Source organism: Sinobacterium caligoides, from assembly GCF_003752585.1.
In the GTDB taxonomy this organism is placed as follows: domain Bacteria; phylum Pseudomonadota; class Gammaproteobacteria; order Pseudomonadales; family Sinobacteriaceae; genus Sinobacterium; species Sinobacterium caligoides.
Map to the genome: position 1 here is coordinate 1,011,126 of NZ_RKHR01000003.1, position 23,691 is coordinate 1,034,816.

Genomic DNA, 23,691 nt, shown 5'->3' on the forward strand with positions numbered 1-23,691 from the left:
CTAACAAGGCTGCGAAATCATCATATGAAGCTGGTCAGTGGTTATTAAGCGCCCACATGATGTGAACTCTTATTCGCAAATAAGCCAAGAACTAAAATGCCCAGCACCGGATAGGATCTTGCAATGAATAATTGCTGGCACGGCCCATTACTTGTTGTCAAATTTTATAACGGAATAAGTATAAAAATAAGGGATTTAAATTATGTCCAAGATAAAAACAACTCCTTTTATAGAAAAAAACCTTAAGAAAGAAACGACTGACAAGTATCTCTATACTGCCATGGTCTCTCATCAGGGAAAGCCGATAAGCTTTGCCATGAGAGAGGATGGAAGGATATTTTACAGTGTATTAAATTTATCAAACCTCCAGTCTAACAGCGAAGATATCGCCACTCTCGACAAAAACTATTGGTCGAAGTTAGATCGAGATAAGCATTGTCTGCAATTTCCAAACGAGATCACTCAGGTCGGTTATGCCATAGCTCCCAATCATATGATGGATGATTATGATAGCGAAGGGAAAAGGATCATACAAAGCTATGACTATGATAAAAAAGATAAAAAATGGCATGCAAAAGATAAGCACGGCACCAAGCTATCAGATAACGACCTCAATAAAAACCTCGTCGACCAATACCACTCTAGTACCGCAAGGCTCGGTGCCATAGCACCTTTTCAAGTGATTTCGGATGGCAAGTATGTCTATCTATTTCGTCAATCAATCACCGCAGGAGTCACCACCACTGGCGATACGATCGACACAGACTTACAGAAAAACGAAATTCCTGTGCTGAGGAGCTTTGCAAAGAAAAATAAATTTGGTTATGACGAGTTAATCACTAACATTGAAAAAGTTATTAACAGTAACGAAAAATCTACGACGATCAACAACGTTCTTCAGGCGCATAAACATACCACACTGTCTTATGATGAGTTCAACGATGCAGTATCTATCTATATAAAAAGAAAAACAGCCTCGTTAGTCCATTCGACGTTATTGGTCGATCGTTTTATCTTCAGTGGTTCCAGCCTAAGAAATAGTCGTGAAATCCGCTATCAGCGTAGCCGACATAAGACCACACCTCAATCAAAGAAAGACACACTATCGGCTGTCGATGTTGAGAACAAGCCCTTCTATGAGCCTACGCGCGAGCTAAGCTGTACGAACAATTTGTCCGATGGTAATTTTTCAGTACTGCTTTTACCGGGACAAAATGATGAGAAACGCTGGCAAATATTCAGTCACGACAGCGATAGCAATAAATTAAACAGCTTTAATATTCGCTTTGACAACAGCATTATCTTTGATACCAGCGACTCAAGCGCTACCGTTGATCGCTTCATCGAGAAATACACACTCTATGATCGAACTGTTGAAGATAGCTATTTAATATCTCATGTGCATCAGTACATCAACAACGGCACTACCGATAGTATTACGGCAGCAATATTACGCAATCAAAGCACAAAATATTTCGCCGCCAATGCTAGCGCCAAAGTCTCGGCGTTGAAAATAGGTTCGGATAGCTTGACGCTTTCTCCCGACAATAACTCGCTCAATGTTGCCTTCGGAGATTACTTGCTCATTGGCAACGAGATCGTTGCCGTTAAAGCAGTTAACGATGACGGCATCTTGACTGTCGAGCGGGCAGTAATGGGCAGTAATGCCGCAGTAGTCGATTATAACGCAGGTACTGAAGTTAAAAAGTTCATTCCTATCGATTTACTCACAGAGGTGGTCTACGCCATCATCACGGGGGTAAGTAAGGATGATGTATCACTAGTCTCAAGGTCAGCCTGGGAATTTGGCGCGTTTGATAACAATGCAGAAATAGCATCGGTAAAACAGCAATATACAATTCATAAGGGGATGTCGTCCTGCTACTACTACCTGCAGGACTTAATCGGAAAAGAGCAAGCGCCCTTCAAAACAACACCTGCCGTTATGTTAGCAATGAGTATAAAAGGCCAAGGTGGTGGTCAACATATAGGGATTTTGAATTTTACCGCGACAGCCGATGGCCACATTAGCCGCCTAACGAGCGACCATGCTGATCTACCCGACATTGGTTTTACCGCTATCGGCAGCAAAAATATACAAGATGAGAATCAGAAAAATCTGACACTAATCGATGTTGACTCAGAGGGTCTTTCCACGAGTGGCGGTATCATTAAGTTTTCCTACAGCCGGGTGCAAGACGCGAGCAATAATGTTGATGTCAATATGTATTCCGACGCCGTTGAAGCAACTGCGCCGCACTTGTTCGACGACTCTCTCGGTCGCGTTAACCTTTATTTTAAAGGCGCGAATGATAATTTCTTTGCTCTCTATTTTGATCCAACCGGCAAGCAATCACAGCAGCAGGAAGAAAACACAGAGATAGACCTACCTTCTGGCTGTACAAAACAACAATTAAAGAGCGATATTGCTACGCTAAAAGACAGCGGCGTAACAAAAAACAACGATATTCTCGATGGCTTACTCGCGCTAGATCACTATAACGAAATTAACGAGTATGCCGCCGAGAAAATAAAGCTTGAGGTCGCACTCGATATTATTAGTCCGGCCTTATCATTTGAACTTCGCTTAGAGCGAGATATTAATCTCAACATCGCTGTCACTACTAGCGATGAGCAGAAAAACGTCTGCACGATGACGATGAAAACAGGCAATGCGGTTACCGAGGTATGGGAAGACTTACCTAAATCCTATGAGAATATTGCTAATATTTTCAATGGCGATGGGCAATCCTCATTAGGTGTATTAGATCCTCTAGAGAGTACAGCAAGCGACAGAGTTGCTTATAAAACACTGTCAGAAGGTCGCTCGACAGTCATCGGCCGCTTACAAAAAGAGAGTACAACACTGACCGTTGCCAAAGTCGCAGACTTGGGGATTCAACAAGGTGACTATATTCGCATTGATAGCGAAATAGTGCGTATTGTGGCAATAAACGCTAATACGCTGACCCTGGATCGCGCACAATTTTCCACCTCTGCAGCCGACTATGGCCACGGCACGACCGTCTCCTACCAAGAGAAAAGTCAGCTTAAAGTCCGCACTAGTACCGATAATCAACTTATCTTCAATGAAGAGTCTGGCTTTGCCAGTGGCGCTGTTTCCACACCGACATTTAGTATTGCAACTTTAGCAGCGCTATCACCCTACTTGCACACACACAGGGATATCTACATTGGCGATAAGGCACTTCGCCTACTGGATAGCGCTGTGACGGTTCAATCCGATGTGCTCTATAAAGCTTACTTAATGGCCCTTGTTGAAGGGTCGGCTGATATTATTCAAGATGCTGATAAGCTTTGGGGATACCTTGAAGGGCTCAGCTTAATTAGCGAGCTTGCGGCACCGGCAGCAAGCCCGGCTGAAGCGGTCTATATTCGGGACGGCGGCCAATTTTCAAGTACTGACACCACGCTATCCGTTACCTCTGCTGAGCAACTCAAGGCATCAGAGGGCGACTATATAAACATCAACAGCGAGTTCCTGCGTATTGATGCTATTACCGGCAATGACCTTACCGTGTCTCGTGGTCAGCTATCATCACAGGCAGCAGAACATGCTGATGGTACCCGTGTCACACACAACAAGTGCCTCATTAATGGCTCGTTAGCCGCTGAAGACAGCCTGCTAACAGGCACCTCTATTGCCTCTCTGGGCATTGCCAAGGGCGACTCGATTCAGCTCGGTGAGGAGGTTATGCTGGTTAAGCATGTTGACACTAACAGCAACCAGCTCAACGTTGAACGTGGTCACGCCAACACCATCGCGACCAGCCATAGTAACGGCGCCGCAATAGCTGTTTATCAAAGATCAGATCATCGCATTGAAAAGGCCGAGTTATCAGCCACCCTACTCAGCGCCACCAGCGAGAACTTAAACGCGCTTATTACCACCAAAGCGATCGAAGATTTACTGTTGATGATAGACATCGATAGTGAAGCGGCGAGACTTGAGCGCTTAAAAGCCGATCTCATTGAGTTACTGTTAGCAATAGCTAAGATTCGTGTCGTTACTTTTAGTGTCCAGGATATTAACCCTGTCGCTATTAATCGCTTAAACGCCGGTTTAGCGGTCAATTGCTCATATAATTATGCAACATCGTTTACCTGTTACCCCGGCAAGCTCGCGGGTGTTTCTGCACCGGAGTGGCAGCAGTCACGAAGCTACTTAGTTGATGCTAACTACTCTGCTGCAATTAACACAGAGGCACAGGCGACAGAGGCATTCAATTATACCCTGTATAACCAGCGTAGCCTGGGCCAGTGGCGGAATTGGGAAGCAGGCCTTGCGGTAGAGTTTAACCCCACATCTACGGCCGATGGGGCATTATTATCAACGACCAAGAGCAGCCAACTACAAGCTTTGCAGCCCACCGAGAAAGGCTTGAGTGTAGAGGCTTGGGTAAAACCCTCTGCAGCGATGCCCAAGGCGAGCTCAGGCACTGTACTAAGCTATAAGAATAGCGAGCAACATTACTCACTCTCTATTGAGGAGGAGACTGTAGAAGGTATAGAGGGAGCGGAAGAGGTAAGCAAATACCGCTGTGTCGCCACAATGGGCAACAAGAAATATAAAACAGCGGCGCTGTATAACTTTTTAGGGCAAGACAGCAATCCTGCTTGGAGGCATCTAGCGTTTACTCATAAGAAAATGTGGGGCTACCGATTAGACAGCCATAATCAAATAGCCTGCGGTAGTGATGCCTCGTTGAGTTTAGACGGTGAATTTTCTATTGAAGTCATGGCTGAGATAGCAAAGCCTGGAACGCTGCTAAGAAAGCAAGGTGAATATAAACTCTGGGTGGATAGTAATAAGTCTATCTGTTTTAACTACAGAGGGACTAACTATCAATTCAGCCCTGATCAATTCACTAGCGATAATGCTGACTATATTGACAAATCAACTGACAGTAATATTGAAAACTTAAAACTAAATTTCAATGAGTTCTGTAAGTTAACTCTAATAAGGTCAACTAATCCGCCAACAACAACATCAATAGACAGCGCAAACCTATTTAATGCCGATGACGTCCCCTCTAGTGCTTCGATACTTCAGGACATTAACTTAGATGACAATAGCAACGATTCCGCTAATGCAGATAAGATTATTATTAATGCGGCAAAGAGCTCAAAGAACGCCAAGAGCTCTAAGAATAATCAACAAGACTGGCAGCAATACATGCCAAAAGGCACCGGCGATATAGATCAACTGACCGGCAGCTTTGATGTATCAAGCTACGCAGAAAAAGCTAACCAAAAATATTATTTCACGATGGTGGTTACTACAGCCGATGGCTATATTTTCACCACACCACGGCAAGAAGAGTACGCTGTAGGCAACACGGAGCCAATGCATCAAGACTTTACCCTCGGTGACGATAGCAATAGTGATTTTGACGTCGTATTTTGTGGTACTCGCATATGGGACAGGGCTTTGGGCTTACGTGAAGCAGGGTCGCTTAACAAGCTGAGTAATAAAGCGAGCCTGCTGGCTAATTGGCCGATGATTGAAGGACAGGGGAAGTATCTCTACGATCAATCAGGCAATAGTAATGGCGTATTACCCGGAGAGGGCTGGGTTGAAAGCCCTCAACCTAACCTGAAGGAGCGGCTGCTGTTTTTCATTGATGGTGCTTACGTTGCCCATACGGAGTCTGAGCACAGCTCAGTAGAGCAAGCTGAACAGTTTAGCCTAGGTGGCGTTACTGTACAGGAAGCGACGGCTGATCATTTCTACGGGAGCATAGAAGAGGTTAGGGTCTGGAATCAGCCACGTACCAATGAGCAAATTACTGACAATGCCTTTGGCCGGTTGAAAGGTGAGTGGGACCAACTGCTCGCTAACTATACCTTTGATAAGCCCATCGAAGAAACTGATGGGCTAGTGCAAGACCGCAGCATGACCAGCGCCAACTTAGCTATTGATCTCGGCAATTCCACCAGTCACTTTGTTGAAGTGTTATCTGATGCGCCTGTGTCAACAGAGATCCCACAAGTGCGCATGGCAACAAGCGGCGTGATTACAGCTTACCATGGCCATATTGGCTCTCAGCCTGCTGTTGTCGAGTACGGTGATGTACAAGAAGATACTGACGGTACGATGAGCGGTATTTTAAAACGCTGTTATTCGTTTATCGATGCCAATGGCGCTTGGCACCGTATGACCGGCTACAAAGTCGGCAACTTAGTCAGCCAATGGTTTGCTCAGGCACAATATGATCCGCAGGTGACAGGTTATTTAGAGGGCCCCCCACCCGTGCCAGGCGAAAATTTCACCGACAAAGACTATGGCTCCGCTAGGTTTAACAGCGTTACTTTCAAACAGGCTGAGAATGTCTCTTACAACTACAACACGAGTAAGAAAGCAGGTTGGGGTGTCTCGGTCGAGACAGAGTCGAAACATGAGTTTACAAAGCTGCTGATTAAGCAGGGGTACAATGCGACTCGAACAATTAAGGATTCGTCAGAACTTTCTCCAGGGGTCGTGGCAGCCCCCTTTGGCGCTGGATTAGCCATTAACCCTGCTGAGGTAGCATTGAAGTCCAGCGCAATAGCTCTGGAAAAAGTACTGAACGTTGCTGAAACGACACTATTGACAACCACCGGCAAGTCGACATGGGAAACCTCCGGTAACCGCGCACAAACCTACGCTCGCGGTATCAAAGTAAACACCGACAAGTCACTGACGGCAAGCCTGGCCACACACCCAAGCAGTACAGGCAATACACTTAAAAATAACCGCCTAGGCAATACTGGCTACGCTTTGGTTAAGTCAAAAACTGCTGATATCTATTTGCTACGTCTAGCGCACAATAATGCATTGGTAAGTATCAACTGGCAGCCTAACCCTGATATACCGGAAGACGTTAACATTGTTCCCTTCCCAATTAACCCGCTCTATACCAAGCAGGGGAGTTTAGATGGAAAGTTCGGTGATACTACCGATGACCACTACCCGCAAGCACAGTCTAGCTACGGTCAGTACAGCTATTTCAAACCCAGAGAAGCTTACAAACTGAAGAGGAAAATTGAGCGCGAGCAGCTTGAGTTAGAGAATTATTATCAAGATGTATTTAATGAAACCTCGACAGAAAGTGAGTTTCAGTCTGCTGCAGCTATTACCGGGGCGGCAAATACAGGGCTTGCTGCACTACCCTTCGCCAATACTGTATTTAACTCGACTGTTGGCCAAGCTGCCGTACAAGGCGCTTACCAGACCACTGATTTAAAGAAGCAGCTGGCCAAAGTTGGCTCACAAAGCAACTTGATCAATAACTATGTGTGGACTATGGAAGGAGGGTTTTACGCCGAATCCACCCAGTCTACCAATACCCAGCAAGAGGTATACGCTTCAGACACCAATTTAAAAATGAGTGGCTCCATTGGCCTAAGTTATAAACTATTTGGGATATCACAATCTCCACAGTTTAAAAACAACAGCTCATTGACGGTGACTAAATCGAAAACAAAAGGCTCGAGCGAAACCTTCAGCATTAACGTTGGCATTCGCTTACCCACTAAGCCACGCTATCAATACGATAACCGTTTATTACCAACGCGATCTACTGCTCTTAAGCCAGGAACAGTTGATGCTTATCGTTTCATGACGTTTTATCTCGAACCTAGGGAAGATAACTTTAACGATCTGTTTAATACGGTTATTGATCCTATCTGGTTAGCCGAAAACTCTGACCCGAATGCTCAGGCTCTTCGCCAGGCACAGGGCAATGCGGCAAAGGCGAAGCCCTGTTGGCGAATTATGCACCGGGTCACTTACGTCAGCCGTATTTTACCGGAGTTTACCCCTGAAGCGCCTCAGTCGTTAGAACAGGCAATGAGCGCGAAGGGCATTGAAAGTAATTATATGCTGATTAAGAAGTTTGAGCCTTATATTGCTGGGCTGGATCAGGCTGGCGACTTTTTTAATGCGGTTGATAAAGTCATTCTAGAGCAACTACCTGAATTCATTGGTTATCAGAAAGAAATCAAGCGCTACCTCGCTTCTTACTATGACATAGATGAGTCTTAACCAAGCAGTTAAAGCTAGCAGGTTAATAAAGGTAGATGAGTATCTACCTTACAACAATACTAACGTTAAAATGTAAGGAGGCATATTTGCTTAATACCGACTACTGAAAATAAAAAAATAAAAAGGAGGTGATATTCATGTCATTTATAAACGAGATTAAATTACCTCCCTTCAAAGAAGCAATAAAACCCAATATGCATAATATAAAAGGATTTAATCATGAGTGATTTTTATAATACAAACGAGAAAGAGTCAGGCAGTGTATTCACAGTAACAGATTGGAATGAGTTAGATTCTGCCGTTTCAGGTGGAAAGTCGTTGCAGTTAGCGAAAGATCCCGCTGAGCGGGTTGAGATAGGAAACCTGATAACGAATGAGGAAGCATCAGAAAAGCTAAAAGTTGGCGGTACGGTCACGGCCAAAGCCTTTAGCGGCGACGGCTCTGGATTAACGAACTTAGATCCGGCGAACATGAAGGATGCTGCTTTTAAGAAGTCATCGGTTGACGAAAGTAATCTGCATTTGAACGAGGATTTTAACCGTGTTGGGTTGGGCACTACAAACCCACAAGCAACACTACATGTTAATGGCGACGTAAAAGTTGAGAACAAAGTCACTGTGAGCAGCGACCTAGAAGTTGATGGGAAGCTAAATATTAACGGAGGCTTTACCAGTAATGGTCAGCTACCATTTATTTACACTTATTACTCTGTCGGTGATGATACCGCGGTAAAAACTGCGTTTAAAGCCAGTGATTTTGTTGTGACTATTGCAGGCTTCAATATCACCTCTAAAGAGTCAGGATCTATTGGTGGTACCGAAGTTTATACTTACATAAAGAATGGTTACTGGTACATCCACTCCGACCTGATCAATCGCACAGAGACAATGCAGATCATGCTGCTTGCCATCAGAAAGGAGTTTGTCCGTTTAGATAAAGTGATAAGCAGATAGAAAGCTGATATAGCCCTAGCGAGACTTACCATATGGCACCTATTTCGAAAGAGAGAGGTGCCATTTTATTTTCTATCGCTAAACGGCTTGTAATAGCTGCAGCCATTGGCTGCAGCTGAACACGATACCTCCCCTAACCACTACGGAAGGCTCAACTGCACCTCAATACTTGCTGTATCGCCACGCCCTGCTGTATCGGTGACGGTTATCGAGTATCCAGCTTCCTCGCTATCAATACTCGACGAGAAATCTGCTTGAAAATCATTGCTGGAGTAAAATAACTTATCTGTTTTAACGCCTCCCACAGACACATGGGCAGAATCGCCATCACCAGAGCTAGCCGTCACCGTGCCATCAAAAGAGATTTCGATAGGCGAGCCTCCTGCACTATTTTCAGCGACGACACCGAGCTCGATAGCATTCGCCTCAGCCACATTTTCACCATTGTCAGTGCCCTGCACGATATGGAAACAAGCTATGTCATACTCACTGTTTTCCGGTAATAGCGCTGTCCCAGCCTCCGTGATATAACGAATGGCTAGTTTCCCCAGTTCTAGTGAGTTAGCTGTCTCAGCAATCTTATAGCCCTCCTTTTCCTGTGAGAATGAAGGGCTGCCATCACTCTGTTTTTCATCCGTTAACCAGGAGAGCTTATTCTCTGCGAAAGACAACTCGTTCGTCGTGATCCAATTATAATCGTCCTTATCCGCAACCTTATATTGATTATTTTCTAAGGAAAAAGGGATCGATGTGTGTTTGTCGCCATAAAAATCACAGGTACTTAAGACATAACCAGAATCTTCCTTCTCAATAGTCGCTAACTGATAATAAAATAGTCGATTACTCTTATACTCGCCTTCACTGTTAAACTTTTTCTTCTCGCCTGCTAACAGCCATACACCGGTGATATCCTGTGAGCTATCGATGGCATCACGACTATCTAGACTATAACCACCTTCGAAGGGGGTATATACCTTACCAACAGCACCCTCTTCAGTTTTTGTTTGCTCGCTCCCGGCAGTACTAGCAGAACTCTCTGCCGCTACAGCGTCATTATCGCTCGAGCCTCCACCGCCACACGCAGACAGCATACTTACAACAAACAGTAATCCAATCTTTTTCATTTCAAATCCACCCTTACTCATATTTATTGTTTAAGAAATTATTATCATTAACAGACGAAACCCCTACAAAAAAGACGGACAAACTTAAAGGAGCTCGGCGTAATCTTCAGCATATTCTTCAACTTTTTCGTAGTAGGCAAAATTGGCAACTTTCTCTAGCTGCGGTTTATACTTCACCTTTCCTGACTTCCCAAGCGTTCTACATATCCAAGCATGGTAATCAATAGAAAGCTTACTGCGGTATGTCTTTCTTAAAGCGTCATTTAAATTGTCGCTCAAGGCGTCAAGTAAAGCCTCATTCTTACCATATTCCTTGTATATCTGCCTAACTGCCCTTCGCTGTAGATACACATCCTTAGACACCGTCATGTTGTATAATTGCTGCTGTTTCCAATCAAGGTTGATACCGCTCGGTAGACGGCGATGAATAAACGATGCATACAGCGCTCTTTCTTTCAGCGTATCGACGTTATCTTTAGCGCTTCGCCTAACACCTTCGTCATAGGCACTCTCAGCCACCGTTTCTAACAGCGCCTTAAAATCAACTAACCCTGAATAGGCTATTGTCTTAATCTGTTGCTTTAATTCTTTTTCTTCAGCGCTAGAAAGCTCCTTTAAGTAACGGTCCTCAACCTTCTGCTGCAGGTATTGGTAGATCTCCGAGCTATTAATCCACGCACGCTGCAACTGTTCATATGCCTCTAGACGCACTTTACTATCAGGCGACTTAATAGCGGCCAAGTATCCTGCAACCACATCACTGGGGATATAGCTTACTTGCTCAACACGTTTATTTTCCTGCAACCATCGGTCAATGGATTTAACATCGGGATCAACTTCTTTTGCTGTAAAATCACTGGCAAAACCTGGCGTTGATCTTATTAACCTTTCTGCTGCCGTCTTACCTATGACCATCGAATAAAGCACATCTTTTTCTGCATCGCCTGTAACATGCACACCTGTCAGACTTTGAATCAAACCAGAAAGACCGCCACCGATCAAAATACTCTCGTCACTGCTATAGATTCTCTTTAGCCCTCCTTGCTGAGCATACGCCGCAAGGAAAAAGGTCGGTGGGGCAACGCTATCCAATGGGAAAGGCGTCGCCTCTCCGGTAAATATACGGCGGTAGTCGATATAAACACTAATATCGACCACTCCCTCATCACCGTCTTCAGCGAGTAAGCCCGCATCCTTTAAGGTATTTTCGAATGATTCTCTAACTACTTTCTCTGTCTCAGCAGCGGGCAAATAACCGGCTACATTAAGTCGGTAGACGAGATCAAAGTTAAATTCTGCAATATTATATTTAACGCCTTCAACAAGGTTTGCTCGCTCGACAACAGGCGCCGAGCTACAACCTACCAATATTAAAAAAAACATCATCAAGGTACGTTTAACCATAAAAATCATCCATCTTTTACATATATTATTTTTAAAATTCATTTATATACTAAGAACAAGTTCGACAATATGGCGTCTAAATCTTGCTCTACCACCAAGCCAAACAATACCTGCACAGCAATCAAGTACATCAAAGTGAGCACAGGTATTATGAATAGGTCTTATCCAAGACAATCACTAAAGGTAGGTCGCTTTTCTCATAAAATATATAAAGATAGCCTTAAAATCAACAAGATATTGCATAACCCAGGTGTCATAAATATTTATCAACGTCAAAAATAAACAACAACAATTATTCAGCGCCACTTTGAGTCACCCTAAAGTGACTCCCAGGCTGCATTGCCAACGCCTTTCAGAATAATCCAGCTTTTATTCATCTTTATTTCAACGCAGAAAAAACAAGAAACAGCGGCTATTTAATTGAGTGATACGCGACATTTATTTCCTGGGAAATTATATTTATCGAGATTAGCATGATTGAGTTGTCTACAGCGATGCCCTCACTGCTTATCCAGTATTGATTCTACCGTGCATTATCTACTCCTAAAATTTTCTTCCAGGCCTCCCCTAACAACTTATATTTATGGCGATATGATCAAAAAATGGGGCACCCAACCAAACGTTAGTTGATTCTGTAACCGTTAATTTAGCTGGCGACACTAAGGGTAATAAGTTCAGCATACACTCTATGTGCGTTCATCACTTCGCTTGAGCGGCGTCAATTGACCGAACGATGTACAAAGAACATCATAGCGCCATCTCGTCTTTCCCTGCGACCACCTTATGCCCTCAAATCTCGATCAAGCATTTCTACAAATAGCCCTCGACCTAGGCGTTGATCTACCCTCCGGGCATCGCTATCAACGGCTTATCAGTAGCCTCAACGATGTATTACCCTGCGATGCGAGCGCCCTGTTTATCTTAACCGATGACAAACAACTGCGGCCCGTCGCCGTCGTCGGCCTCTCCGAGGAGGTATTGGGCAAGCGCTTTGACCCCGGCAACCACCCTCGCCTACAGGCCATTCTTGATGCGCGAGAGCCGGTGCGCTTCGCGGCAGATTCAACATTACCCGACCCCTTCGACGGTATTTTGAAGAACGACCCCAGCCTAGCGCTTAACGTTCATGACTGCATGGGCTGTAGCCTTTATGCCGAGCAGCAATTGATCGGCATACTAACTCTCGACGCCCTCCAACCCGGTGCCTTCGATGATATCGATGACGTCACTATCAAAACCTTCACCGCCCTCGCCGCTGCAACAATTCGTAACGCCTCGATGGTCGACGCGCTAAAATCTCGCCATCGCCGACAACAGAGCATCAATAAACTATTGATCGAAGAGGCGCGCAATCGAGGTGGCGAGCTAATCGGCACCACCCCGACGATTGAGCAATTACGCAACAACATACAACTCGTTGCCAACTCCAATTTCGCCGTGCTGATCAGTGGCGAGACTGGCACCGGTAAAGAGTTAGTCGCCCACGCCGTACATGCGCAATCTCCCCGCGCCAATCAACCGATGATCTACGTAAACTGTGCCGCCCTACCGGAATCGATTGCCGAGAGCGAGCTATTTGGTCACGTCAAAGGGGCCTTTACCGGTGCCAGTACTCAACGTACGGGCAAGTTCGAACTCGCTCACAGTGGCACCATTTTCCTCGATGAGGTCGGCGAATTGCCGCTACTATTGCAAGCAAAACTGTTGCGCGTAATCCAACAGGGAGAGGTTCAGCGCGTTGGTGCCGATAGAAACCTACAGGTCGATGTTAGAGTCATCGCCGCCACCAACCGTCAACTCGAAGTCGAAGTACGAGAGGGGCGCTTTCGCTCTGACCTCTACCATCGTCTCAACGTTTTTCCGATCAACGTTCCCCCACTCCGCGAACACAAGGGGGATCTTGCGATTCTCTCCGGCCACATTCTTGACCGCGTTCGACGCCAATTTAATGCACGCAGCCTCCACCTTCACCCACAGGCCTCGCGACACCTTGAACAGCACAGCTGGCCCGGCAATGTGCGTGAACTTGAGCACAGCCTGATGCGCGCCGCCCTTCGCGCTATCCAATCTAACGAGCAATTAATTACCCTCGAACACTTTAACGATGGTGCGGCGATCACACAGCAGCCTGAGCCTATATCGACAAGCGGCAACGATAACCCCGTTGCCCTTCGTCAAGCCGTCGAGGATTTTCAGCGACAACTAATAGACGAGGCCCTCGAACGCAATAATGGTGTCTGGGCACGAGCCGCCAAAGAGCTACAAGTTGATCGCGGCAACCTCTACAAAATTGGCAAACGATTAGGCCTATAAGGCGTCTAAGCACACGGTAGTGATGTGAATCTCACACTCATGGACGATGTTCATTCCACATCGCACCCATAGAATAAAAAAGTAAAGCACTGATAAATAACAACTAAAAAGTTGGCACGCTTTGAGCATAAGGCTGGTATCGGGAACTCTTTTGTCGAATCTACGGTGCGGGCCAATCTCGAACCGACAACGAATGACGACAGTCCCTCCCTACTTATTATCCATCCTTTGATTATTGCCCTACTTTTTGGAGCTCTACATGTTTTGTATTCAATGCGAACAAACAATACGCACCCCTGCTGGCGATGGCTGTGCATACAGCACCGGCATGTGCGGCAAAACCTCCGATGTATCCGACCTGCAAGACGTGCTCATCCTCAACTTACAAGCAATCTCTTACTGGGCAAACCTGGCACGGCAATACGCTATTGTCGACAGCGAAATAGACAACTGGGCACCGAAAGCCTTCTTCTCAACGCTGACCAATGTCAACTTCGATCCCGAACGGATTTATGCTTATACCCGTTTTGCCGAGGATTGCAAAAACTCACTGCGTGACCGCGCTATTGCTGCCGCTGCTGCTGCGGGCGACACATTACCTCCCCTCTCTGCTGCCGCGCAGTTCGAGCTACCCGATACCATCGAAGGGATTCTAGCCTCCGCCGATCAAGCCGCCGTTAACCGTGGCAAGAGCGACGTTCACGAAGATGTCATCGGCTTACGCTTGCTCTGCCTTTACGGTCTCAAAGGCGCAGCCGCCTATTTTGAGCACGCGCGCGTACTCGGGCAAACCGATCAAGGTGTCGCGACTGAGTACCACCGCATCATGGCTTGGTTAGGTTCCGACCCAAGCGATATCGACGCTTTGCTCAACACATCGATGCAAATAGGCCAGCTAAACTATCGCATCATGGAAATGCTCGACAAGGGCGAAACCGACTCTTTTGGCCACCCAGAGCCCACGCAAGTGAATGTAAAACCTATCGCAGGTAAATGCATCTTAGTCTCTGGCCACGACATGCACGATATCGAGAAAATTCTGCAGCAAACGGCTGGTACCGGCATCAACGTCTACACCCACGGAGAAATGCTTCCGTCACACGCCTACCCTGAGCTGAAGAAGCACAGCAATCTCGTTGGTAACTACGGCACAGCATGGCAAAATCAGCAACAAGAGTTTGCCGATTTCCCCGGCGCTGTCGTCATGACCTCTAACTGTATCATCGACCCTAACGTCGGTCAGTACGCTGACCGAATCTTCACTCGCAGTATCGTCGGTTGGCCTGGCGTCACCCATATCACAGACGACGATTTCAGCGCCGTCATTGACTGCGCCCTGCAGCAAGAAGGTTTCAGCTGTACCGAAATCGAGAAAATGATCACCGTTGGTTTCGGCCGCAACGCACTCATGGGAGCCGCCCCCGCCGTTATCGACCAGGTGAAACAAGGCAATATCAGCCACTTTTTCCTTATCGGCGGCTGTGACGGAGCTGCCGCTGAACGCAGCTACTTCACTGATTTCGCCGTCAATGCCCCTGAGGATTCACTGATTTTAACCTTAGGTTGCGGCAAGTTCCGCTTCAACAATAAGCACTTTGGCGACATCAACGGTATCCCTCGCCTCCTCGATGTAGGCCAGTGTAACGATGCCTATTCAGCTATTCAGCTTGCGCTGGCGCTGTCTGAAGCCTTCGACTGCGACCTTAATGAACTGCCGCTAACCTTGGTGCTATCTTGGTTCGAACAGAAAGCCATTGTTATTTTACTCACGCTATTTTCTCTTGGTGTTAAAGGCATCTACGCCGGCCCAACAACCCCAGCGTTCCTAACAGATAATCTGGTAAAAGTACTGCAAGATAAGTTCGATTACCGAACTATCGGCGATGTTGAGTCTGATATCAAAGACGCTATAGCGGCGGCATAAACTGCCCTCTACGCGCATCTAACGTTTAGTTAGGTGCGCCTCACTCCTATTTTATCTGTTTAACCAAAGGACAGAACATGTCAATTGCCGAAAGCGCAAATCGCTCTGGCGCAGAACAAGCTTACTGGAACCCAAGCAGCAGCCCTCTCATTCTTCAACAGCGCTTAAACCAAACCGCAGACACTGTCAGCTTTGTCTTTACCAACGCCGACAAGCTGCCATTTCAGTTTAAGCCTGGACAGTTTGCTACGCTCACTATCAATATTGACGGCAAGGCATATCACCGCGCCTATTCCATCAGCTCCGTACCTGAGCAACAGCAGCTACAACTGACTATCAAACGCGTCCCCGGTGGTCTCGTCTCGAACTGGCTGATCGACAATCTACTACCAGGCCAACAAATCAATACGACGAGCATTGCCGGCGAATTTAATAGCGTCGATTGTGCGCATGGAAACAAGCTACTGTTTATCAGCGCCGGCTGCGGCATCACCCCTGTCATGTCGATGGCTCGCACCCTATTGCAAGCGAGTAGCGACCACGATATTTGCTTCCTACACTGCGCTCGCGATATGAACAATATTATTTTCGCCAAGGAAATGAAGCAGCTCGCCACACAACACCCCACATTCAAACCTCGCTTATTATTAGAAGACGCGGCAAATAGCACAGAAGCAGAGGGGCTTATTTCACTACCGATGCTCGAGCAGCTATGCCCAGACTTCCGCCAACGCAGCCTCTTCCTTTGCGGACCTACCGGTTTCATGGAGGCCTGCAAAAGTATCGTAGAGAGTGCGGCTTATGATATGAGCCAGTTCTATCAAGAGAGCTTCACCCCTGCCGCTAACGACTCGCAACGCGGAAACAGCGATGCCGATACGCTGGTACAAATTAGTGTGCCGAAACTTAAGTTAAAGCTGGCTGCCAACGCTGGCAGCACATTACTAACTGCGTTAGAGGACAATGAAGTCCCCATCATTGCTGCCTGTCGCAGTGGCGTCTGCGGCTCCTGCAAATGCAAAATTACCGCTGGCGAGGTTGTCTCCACAAGCCAAGGCGCATTAAGCAACGAAGAGGTTGCACAAGGCTTCGTCCTCGCCTGCTCCTCAACCTTGATGAGCGATACCGAAATCGAACTTGCCTAATAGCGACAGAGCATATGCTCGTCGCATCACCTAGAAGCTGTAAAAAGACATCGTAACACCACTCTCAAGCCCTGCTTTAGCATGACTCAGTGAATATACCCGCCCTCTTTAGATGTCTTTGCAGGCTTCACTTTCAATAATAGTCACCGCAGGGCGCTCTTGTTCATTGACGATAAGCTTAAATACATCGGGGCGAGAATAATGCCCTGTAGGATCCATATCATATCGCGCTTTAATAATATCGTTAAGATCTATCTCCGCCGAGAGCAAGCCCTCGCTATTATAGAGTGGGCCAGCAAGCACCTCACCCATTGGCGAAACAATGACGCTGCCACCGCGAATTAATGGCTTATCCTTTGGCCAATCCACATCTTTAACGCTAGCGTCGCCAGGGGGTTGTTGATATTGGCAGGCACTCACTAAAAAATTTCTGCCCTCATAGGCAATATGCTTCATGCTGGACTGCCATATCTCACGGTCATCGACCGTCGGCGCGCACCATATCTCGAGCCCTTTGGCATACATTGCCGAGCGCAATAGAGGCATGTAGTTTTCCCAGCAGATAGCGGCACCAATCCGTCCCGCCGACGTTTCTATAACAGGCATTGTCGAGCCATCACCCTGGCCCCAGATTAGCCGCTCACTTGCCGTCGGCATCAGTTTACGATGCTTCGCCACCTCACCTTGCTCCGTGATGAAGAGAGCCGTGCAGTATAGCGTTGAGCCACCCCGCTCGATAATGCCAAGTACAATCGAGGTATTGCAATCCTTCGCCAACTCAACCAATGCGAGCACTTCGGGGCCGTCGATATCAACAGCTTGCTCCCAGTATTGCAAAAACTCTTCCCGCCCCTGCTCCGTTCGATAGCCCACACGCGTGCCAAAATCAGCACCCTTTGGGTAACCGCCTAACAGAGCCTCAGGCATGACTAATAAGTCACAGTTTGAGTCTTTTATGCGTTCTTTATAGCTTAATATTTTTCGAAGTGTATCAGCAGTCCCCTGTGCCGAGGAGCCGAGCTGTAGTGCTGCAATAATTTTCTTTTTCATATTAGACTCTAAATGTAGTAATTCAATACGCTATTTCGAGAAAAATCGCGTTTCATTGAGACAGAGACAACACACAGCTGCACCGATAAAAAAGTACAAGAACGAAGGTCAGCTGTGACTAAATCAGATTCATTGGCGCCTAAACCTTTGGTACAAATAAAGCGCACCAGAAATCGTCCCAAGTGGAAAGCTAAGCAGGGAAAGTACCGCTAGTGGCAACGCAAACTTGTGCACCCCCTCCCTCTGCTTTAAAAGATAAGCACCAACAATGACTTTCAATAGAGCAAACAAAGTGGTCAGGCCGATCAAGAATAATATCAGTACCTCCTCGGCCTCTAGATCAAAAGTTAAACCCACGAAAAAAACGACCATGCCAATAAACAACAGAATCGAGAGAGCCGTCAGCACACCGTCAATAATGAAAAGTACCGCTGGCACCTTGTACTTATTCTCCATCTCCCCCTCCAACAATAATCATACTAAGGCCTTCGCCAATGAAGTTAAATCATAGCTAACCTAAAGACTTAGGCGGCAATGCAGATCAAATTATGAGCAACTGAGATGGCCGCCACCCGCCATCAGCGCCCCCTTTTGGCTTCTTTTAATGCATTCCTAATACTTTTAGCTGACGTTTATAGGAGAAGGTCTTTGCTATGCTGTTGATCTCGTAGAGTCTTAACAGGTAATACCCTATGGCCAATTATCAGTGGTTCGGCAAGGTCCACACGTTTGTCTATCGCGCCAGCGGCGGCCTTATCGGCCACCATTTAGGCGAACACCCGACAGCACTATTGTATACCGTGGGTGCCAAAAGCGGCCGGTCTCGTATTACGCCCGTTCGCTACTACGCGCTCGATGACCACGGCATTGTTATCATTGCATCCAATAATGGCCAGACCAAGCCACCCGCCTGGTGGTTTAATATCAAGGCGCAGCCTAGTTTTGATATCCGTGTTGGCCGCCAGCGACAGAAGGTGCGAGCAGAGCTTATCAGTGGTGATCGTCGCGAAGTCTTATGGTCACAAATCACCGCCATTAACCCCCGAACGAAAAGCTACATGAAGACGGCTGGTCGCGAGATACCGGTTATCCTATTGAGAAGAATGGCCGACAAATAGTAGACAATGGCGCCCGTCAGCCGATGATTATGGCCAGTTTCATAAATTGGTCCTTAAGTTGATATCATTTGTCCTTTATAGAATAAGGTGCCTCTCATCTGAAATGATACTTTAGCTATCCTTTTAGACGAGAGAGAAGTTCAGTTAATGTATAAGAGAATGACTTTAGCGCTCATCCCGCTGATGCTGTTGGGGTGCGGCGGTGTGGACTCCGCCCCAAATAAACACCCACTAACGAATGTCGACACGCTGATCATCGAACCGTCGAGCCAAACCATCTCAGTAGAACTACCTGGACGCACAAAGGCATTCAAAGAGGCGGAAGTCAGACCTCAAGTTGATGGTATCGTCATCAAAAGGTTGTTTAAAGAAGGGGCCTTTGTCGAAGAAGGGCAGTCGCTCTACCAAATTGACCCCGCTATCTATCAAGCCAATGTGTTAATGGCTAAGTCTAAGTTAGAGGCCGCTCAAGCGACCGTTTATGCCGCGAAGACAAAACTCAATCGCACCAAAAAGCTTGTCGCTCGCGGCGCCGTCAGCGAACAGACACTTGACGATAACCTGGCCAGTTACAAGGTCGCTTTTGCATCTCTGCATGTCGCAGAAGCATCGCTGCATCAAGCGACAATAGACTTAGAATACACCAAAGTTAACGCGCCTATTTCCGGCATTATCAGCCAATCCTATATCTCCGAGGGGGCACTAGTGACCTCGGGGCAAAGCCAAATGTTAGCCAAGATTCAACAGTTAAACCCAATAAACGTCGACTTATCACGCTCGAGTAGTGAAGTGCTGCGCTTGAAACGTGCCTATCAACGTGGCGAACTGATTATGAATTCAACGCCAACAGTAATGCTATCGACAGATACTGGTGACAACGCGACGGAGTATCAAGCACAAGTCAAATTTACCGAAGTCAATGTCGATGCGAACACAGATTCCGTTACGTTGAGAGCAGAATTCCCTAACGACGATCGTCAGCTTCTTCCCGGCATGTATGTGCACACCCGCTTAAATATTGGTCAAGATCCGCACGCTATCTTGATTCCGCAAAAATCGGTATCTAGAAATAGCAAGGGTGAAGCGACGGTGATGCTAGTGAAAAACAATGGTATAGCTGAACAGCGCGTTATTAAAACAGCTGAAGCTTTCGGTAAGCAGTGGCGTGTCGTTTCTGGCCTGCAAGCCAATGATGAGATTATCATTAGCAACCTACAGAGAGTTCGCACAGGCGACAAGGTCAACGTCGTCAAGCCAAGCTCGAAAGAGATTAAAGCCCCCATAAATCGCTCTGCTGCACACGTGATACAACAGTCAGCGGAGGATGCGTAATGGCGAGGTACTTTATTGATAAACCAGTTTTTGCCTGGGTTATCGCTATTCTGATCATGCTTGCGGGTGCTCTGTCTATTGCTAAACTCCCCGTCTCTCAATACCCCAGCATAGCCCCACCCACGGTATTAATAACGACTCGTTATAATGGCGCCAGTGCGAAGACGGTTGAGGACAGCGTTACCCAAGTAATCGAACAGTCTTTGACGGGAATTGACAATCTACGCTATATCTCATCAACCAGCGATAGCACTGGCAATGTTGCGGTCACCGTCACGTTTAATACCGATGCAGACCCTGAAATAGCACAAGTTCAAGTACAGAATAAGCTGCAGTCTGCTCTTCCCATGCTGCCAATGGAGGTGCAACAACAGGGGGTAACGGTCAGTAAGTCGAGTTCAAGTATTCTGCTGATTGTCGGTTTATATTCTAAGGATGGCAAGCTTGATAAAAATGATATTTCCGACTTTGTCATTTCAAAAATCAAAGACCCGCTGAGCCGAGTGGCAGGGGTTGGAGACCTTGAAGTGTTTGGTGCACAGTACGCCATGAGAATTTGGCTTGACCCTCTCAAGCTGGAAAAATACAGCCTGACGAGCGCTGATGCTGCAGCAGCAATAAAGCAGCAAAATGCCCAGGTGTCGGCTGGCCAATTTGGCTCCGGGCCCATGCAACAAGAAACGCAATTAAACGCGACAATATCAGCCCAAAGTCGCCTTAAGACAGCGAAAGAGTTTGAGAATATCATCGTCAAATCGGGCAGCAACGGCGCTGAAGTTTTGCTGAAGGACGTCGCCCGTGTTGAGCTGGGTGCCGATGACTATATCATGACCAACTTTTACAACGGCTACCCCGTGGCCGCCTTGGGCGTTAAGTTAGCTACCGGTGCAAATGCATTAAAGACGGCAGAGGCGGTGAAAAACAAGGTTGAAGAGCTTCGGCCATTTTTCCCCGATGGCGTCGATGTTGTTTACCCCTATGATACCTCGCCTTTTGTGGGCAAATCCATCGAGGGGGTTGTCCACACCTTATTCGAAGCCGTTATACTCGTTTTTCTCATCATGTATCTGTTTTTGCAAAATTTTAGAGCGACGCTGATCCCAACGATTGCCGTTCCCGTTGTGTTATTGGGTACTTTTGCTGTTCTCTACGCCGTTGGCTTATCGATTAATACGCTGACCATGTTTGCGATGGTGCTCGCCATCGGGCTGTTAGTGGATGACGCCATTGTTGTCGTCGAGAATGTTGAACGAATAATGCACACTGAAGGGCTCAGTCCCAGGGAAGCCACCTACAAATCAATGGAGCAAATTTCGAGTGCTTTAGTCGGTATTGCGCTCACCTTATCTGCCGTTTTCGTTCCTATGGCATTCATGTCAGGGTCTACTGGCGTTATTTACAGGCAGTTCTCTATTACGATCATTACCGCAATGGGGCTCTCTGTTGTGGTGGCACTGGTGCTAACACCTGCATTATGCGCGAGCATGCTAAAACCAGTGGACAAGGCTGCCAAACCTAATCGTATGTTCTCTGGCTTTAATCGTATTTTTGATCGTTTTACGCAAAAATACCAAGGCAGTGTTGCCTTCATGTTGAAGCGCCCACTGCGTGTGATGCTCATCTTTGCGGCAATATCAGCAGTGTCTGCGTGGTATTTCACCGCTTTACCAACGGCATTTTTACCCGATGAGGACCAAGGTATTTTCTTCTCGCAAGTCGTTTTGCCTAGCAACTCTACTCAGGGGCAAACAGAAAAGGCGATGGAAAAAGTATCAAACTACTTTCTCGAGCAAGAGTCCGACGTTGTTGAAAATGTCTTTGTTGCTTCAGGCTTTAGCTTTGCGGGCACTGGTAATAACATGGGCATTGCTTTTATCGGCCTAAAAGATTGGCAATATAGACAGGACGCTGGTACTGATGTGAAGGCCGTGTCAGATAGAGCCATGGCGTACTTTTCAGGCATGAGAGAGGCGATAGCCGTTGCTATTGTTCCGCCAGCAGCGATTGAGTTGGGTACCGCCAATGGCTTTAGTTTTTACCTACAAGATCGTGGTTCGCATGGGCACGAGGCACTTACTGCAGCGCGCGATCAGTTAATACGCCTTGCACAATCAAACCCCAACTTAGTTGGAGTTAGGGCCAATGGACAAGAAGACGCGCCGGTTTATCAGCTAGATATAGATCATCGCAAAGTACTCTCCTATGGCCTATCAATGGACGATGTAAACTCCGTGATAAGCGCTGCTTTTGGCGGCCGCTACGTCAATGACTTTCTCGATCAGGGCAGAGTGAAGAAAGTCTATATTCAAGGCGATGACAGCTATCGCTTATCACCGGATAATATCGGCATGTGGTATGCCAGGAATGCTTCTGGGGAGATGATACCTTTGAGCTCCTTTGTCTCTGGCCACTGGGCAAAAGAATCACCTCGACTGGAACGCTTTAATGGCATCTCCTCTGTTAATATCCAAGGCGCGGTTGCCCAGGGTTACAGCACCGGCGAGGCCATGCGAGATATTGAACAGCTCGCAGAGCAACTACCGCAAGGCTTCGGCATTGCCTGGAATGGCTTGTCCTATGAGGAGAGGCAATCTGGCAGCCAAGCGCCGTCTCTGTACGCCTTGTCGGTGTTAATGGTTTTTCTCGTTCTCGCTGCGCTATACGAGAGCTGGACAGTACCGTTAGCCGTCATACTCGTTGTTCCCTTAGGTGTACTGGGAACCTTACTGGCGATAGGAAGCAGAGGCATGTCGAACGATGTCTTTTTCCAAGTCGGCTTACTGACCACCGTCGGCTTGGCGACTAAGAACGCAATCCTAATTATAGAGTTCGCGAAGGAACGTTACAGTAAAGGTGAGTCCGCTATTAATGCAACACTCGAGGCCGTTCGCTCACGAATACGCCCGATTATTATGACCTCGTTGGCGTTTGGACTTGGCGTTTTACCTCTGGCGATAAGTCATGGGGTAGGCTCTGGCGCCAAGAGTGCACTCGGTACTTCCGTGCTCGGTGGCATGATCAGCTCGACCTTCTTAGGTATCTTCTTTATACCGGTGTTCTTTATCGTTGTTGAGCGCTGCTTTAAACGCCGCCCCCGCAATATAAAGCATCAGCAAAAGAGTATTCCGCAACACACATAGTAATAGCTAAGAAAAAGCCCCGGTGTTAACGCCGGGGCTTGCGTTTAGCCTTTACGGTTGGATCAACTTCATCTCAAAGCCTGCCGTATCGTTTCGTCCCATTAAATCAGTTGTTTGGATTGGGGGTTGCCGGGGCGATC

At 47.0% G+C, this 23,691-nt stretch carries 12 protein-coding genes; 8 read left to right on the forward strand and 4 right to left on the reverse strand.

Translation table 11 applies throughout. From position 1 onward, the window contains the following. Positions 1-202 precede the first annotated feature (202 nt). Both EDC56_RS04600 and EDC56_RS04605 read left to right on the forward strand, forming a co-directional pair. Positions 203-8,047, forward strand: coding sequence for a LamG domain-containing protein (locus tag EDC56_RS04600; RefSeq protein WP_123711312.1), 7,845 nt, complete (start codon positions 203-205; stop codon positions 8,045-8,047). Between the two features lie 219 nt (positions 8,048-8,266). Next, positions 8,267-9,001: a hypothetical protein gene (locus tag EDC56_RS04605; RefSeq protein WP_123711313.1), complete on the forward strand. Its 735-nt coding sequence runs from the start codon at positions 8,267-8,269 to the stop codon at positions 8,999-9,001. 140 nt (positions 9,002-9,141) lie between these two features. On the opposite strand, the gene EDC56_RS04610 is transcribed toward EDC56_RS04605, so the two are convergent. Next, positions 9,142-10,125 (reverse strand): hypothetical protein, encoded by a 984-nt coding sequence (locus EDC56_RS04610; RefSeq protein WP_148059309.1) that lies wholly within the window; start codon positions 10,123-10,125, stop codon positions 9,142-9,144. Positions 10,126-10,209: 84 nt separating this feature from the next. Then, positions 10,210-11,529: a hypothetical protein gene (locus tag EDC56_RS04615; RefSeq protein WP_148059310.1), complete on the reverse strand. Its 1,320-nt coding sequence runs from the start codon at positions 11,527-11,529 to the stop codon at positions 10,210-10,212. A 783-nt stretch (positions 11,530-12,312) separates the two neighbouring features. On the opposite strand from EDC56_RS04615, the gene norR reads away from it, so the two are divergent. From norR to EDC56_RS04630, 3 genes are all read left to right on the forward strand, one after another. Continuing rightward, a complete protein-coding gene (norR, locus tag EDC56_RS04620; RefSeq protein ID WP_123711316.1) occupies positions 12,313-13,842 on the forward strand; it encodes a nitric oxide reductase transcriptional regulator NorR in 1,530 nt (509 codons plus the stop codon). A gap of 259 nt (positions 13,843-14,101) precedes the next feature. Next, the gene (gene hcp / locus EDC56_RS04625; RefSeq protein ID WP_123711777.1) at positions 14,102-15,766 is read left to right on the forward strand and encodes a hydroxylamine reductase; all 1,665 of its coding nucleotides are present in this window, start codon (positions 14,102-14,104) and stop codon (positions 15,764-15,766) included. Between the two features lie 77 nt (positions 15,767-15,843). Continuing rightward, on the forward strand, positions 15,844-16,911 hold the full coding sequence (locus EDC56_RS04630) for an FAD-binding oxidoreductase (RefSeq protein ID WP_211333558.1): 1,068 nt from the start codon (positions 15,844-15,846) through the stop codon (positions 16,909-16,911). Positions 16,912-17,019: 108 nt separating this feature from the next. Here EDC56_RS04630 and EDC56_RS04635 read toward each other — a convergent pair whose 3' ends face one another. Together EDC56_RS04635 and EDC56_RS04640 are read right to left on the reverse strand one after the other, a co-directional pair. Continuing rightward, positions 17,020-17,961 carry a carbon-nitrogen hydrolase family protein gene (locus tag EDC56_RS04635; protein ID WP_123711317.1) on the reverse strand — a complete coding sequence of 314 codons (942 nt, stop codon included), beginning with the start codon at positions 17,959-17,961 and terminating at the stop codon, positions 17,020-17,022. A gap of 129 nt (positions 17,962-18,090) precedes the next feature. Next, a complete protein-coding gene (locus EDC56_RS04640) occupies positions 18,091-18,417 on the reverse strand; it encodes a hypothetical protein (RefSeq protein WP_123711318.1) in 327 nt (108 codons plus the stop codon). 236 nt (positions 18,418-18,653) lie between these two features. Here EDC56_RS04640 and EDC56_RS04645 point away from each other — a divergent pair, with 236 nt between their 5' ends. From EDC56_RS04645 to EDC56_RS04655, 3 genes are all read left to right on the forward strand, one after another. Then, a complete protein-coding gene (locus EDC56_RS04645; RefSeq protein ID WP_123711319.1) occupies positions 18,654-19,079 on the forward strand; it encodes a nitroreductase/quinone reductase family protein in 426 nt (141 codons plus the stop codon). A gap of 147 nt (positions 19,080-19,226) precedes the next feature. Further along, positions 19,227-20,411 (forward strand): efflux RND transporter periplasmic adaptor subunit, encoded by a 1,185-nt coding sequence (locus tag EDC56_RS04650; RefSeq protein WP_123711320.1) that lies wholly within the window; start codon positions 19,227-19,229, stop codon positions 20,409-20,411. Beyond that, positions 20,411-23,551 (forward strand): efflux RND transporter permease subunit, encoded by a 3,141-nt coding sequence (locus EDC56_RS04655; protein WP_123711321.1) that lies wholly within the window; start codon positions 20,411-20,413, stop codon positions 23,549-23,551. Before EDC56_RS04650 ends, EDC56_RS04655 begins: the two co-directional genes overlap by 1 nt. The last annotated feature ends 140 nt before the right edge of the window (positions 23,552-23,691 follow it).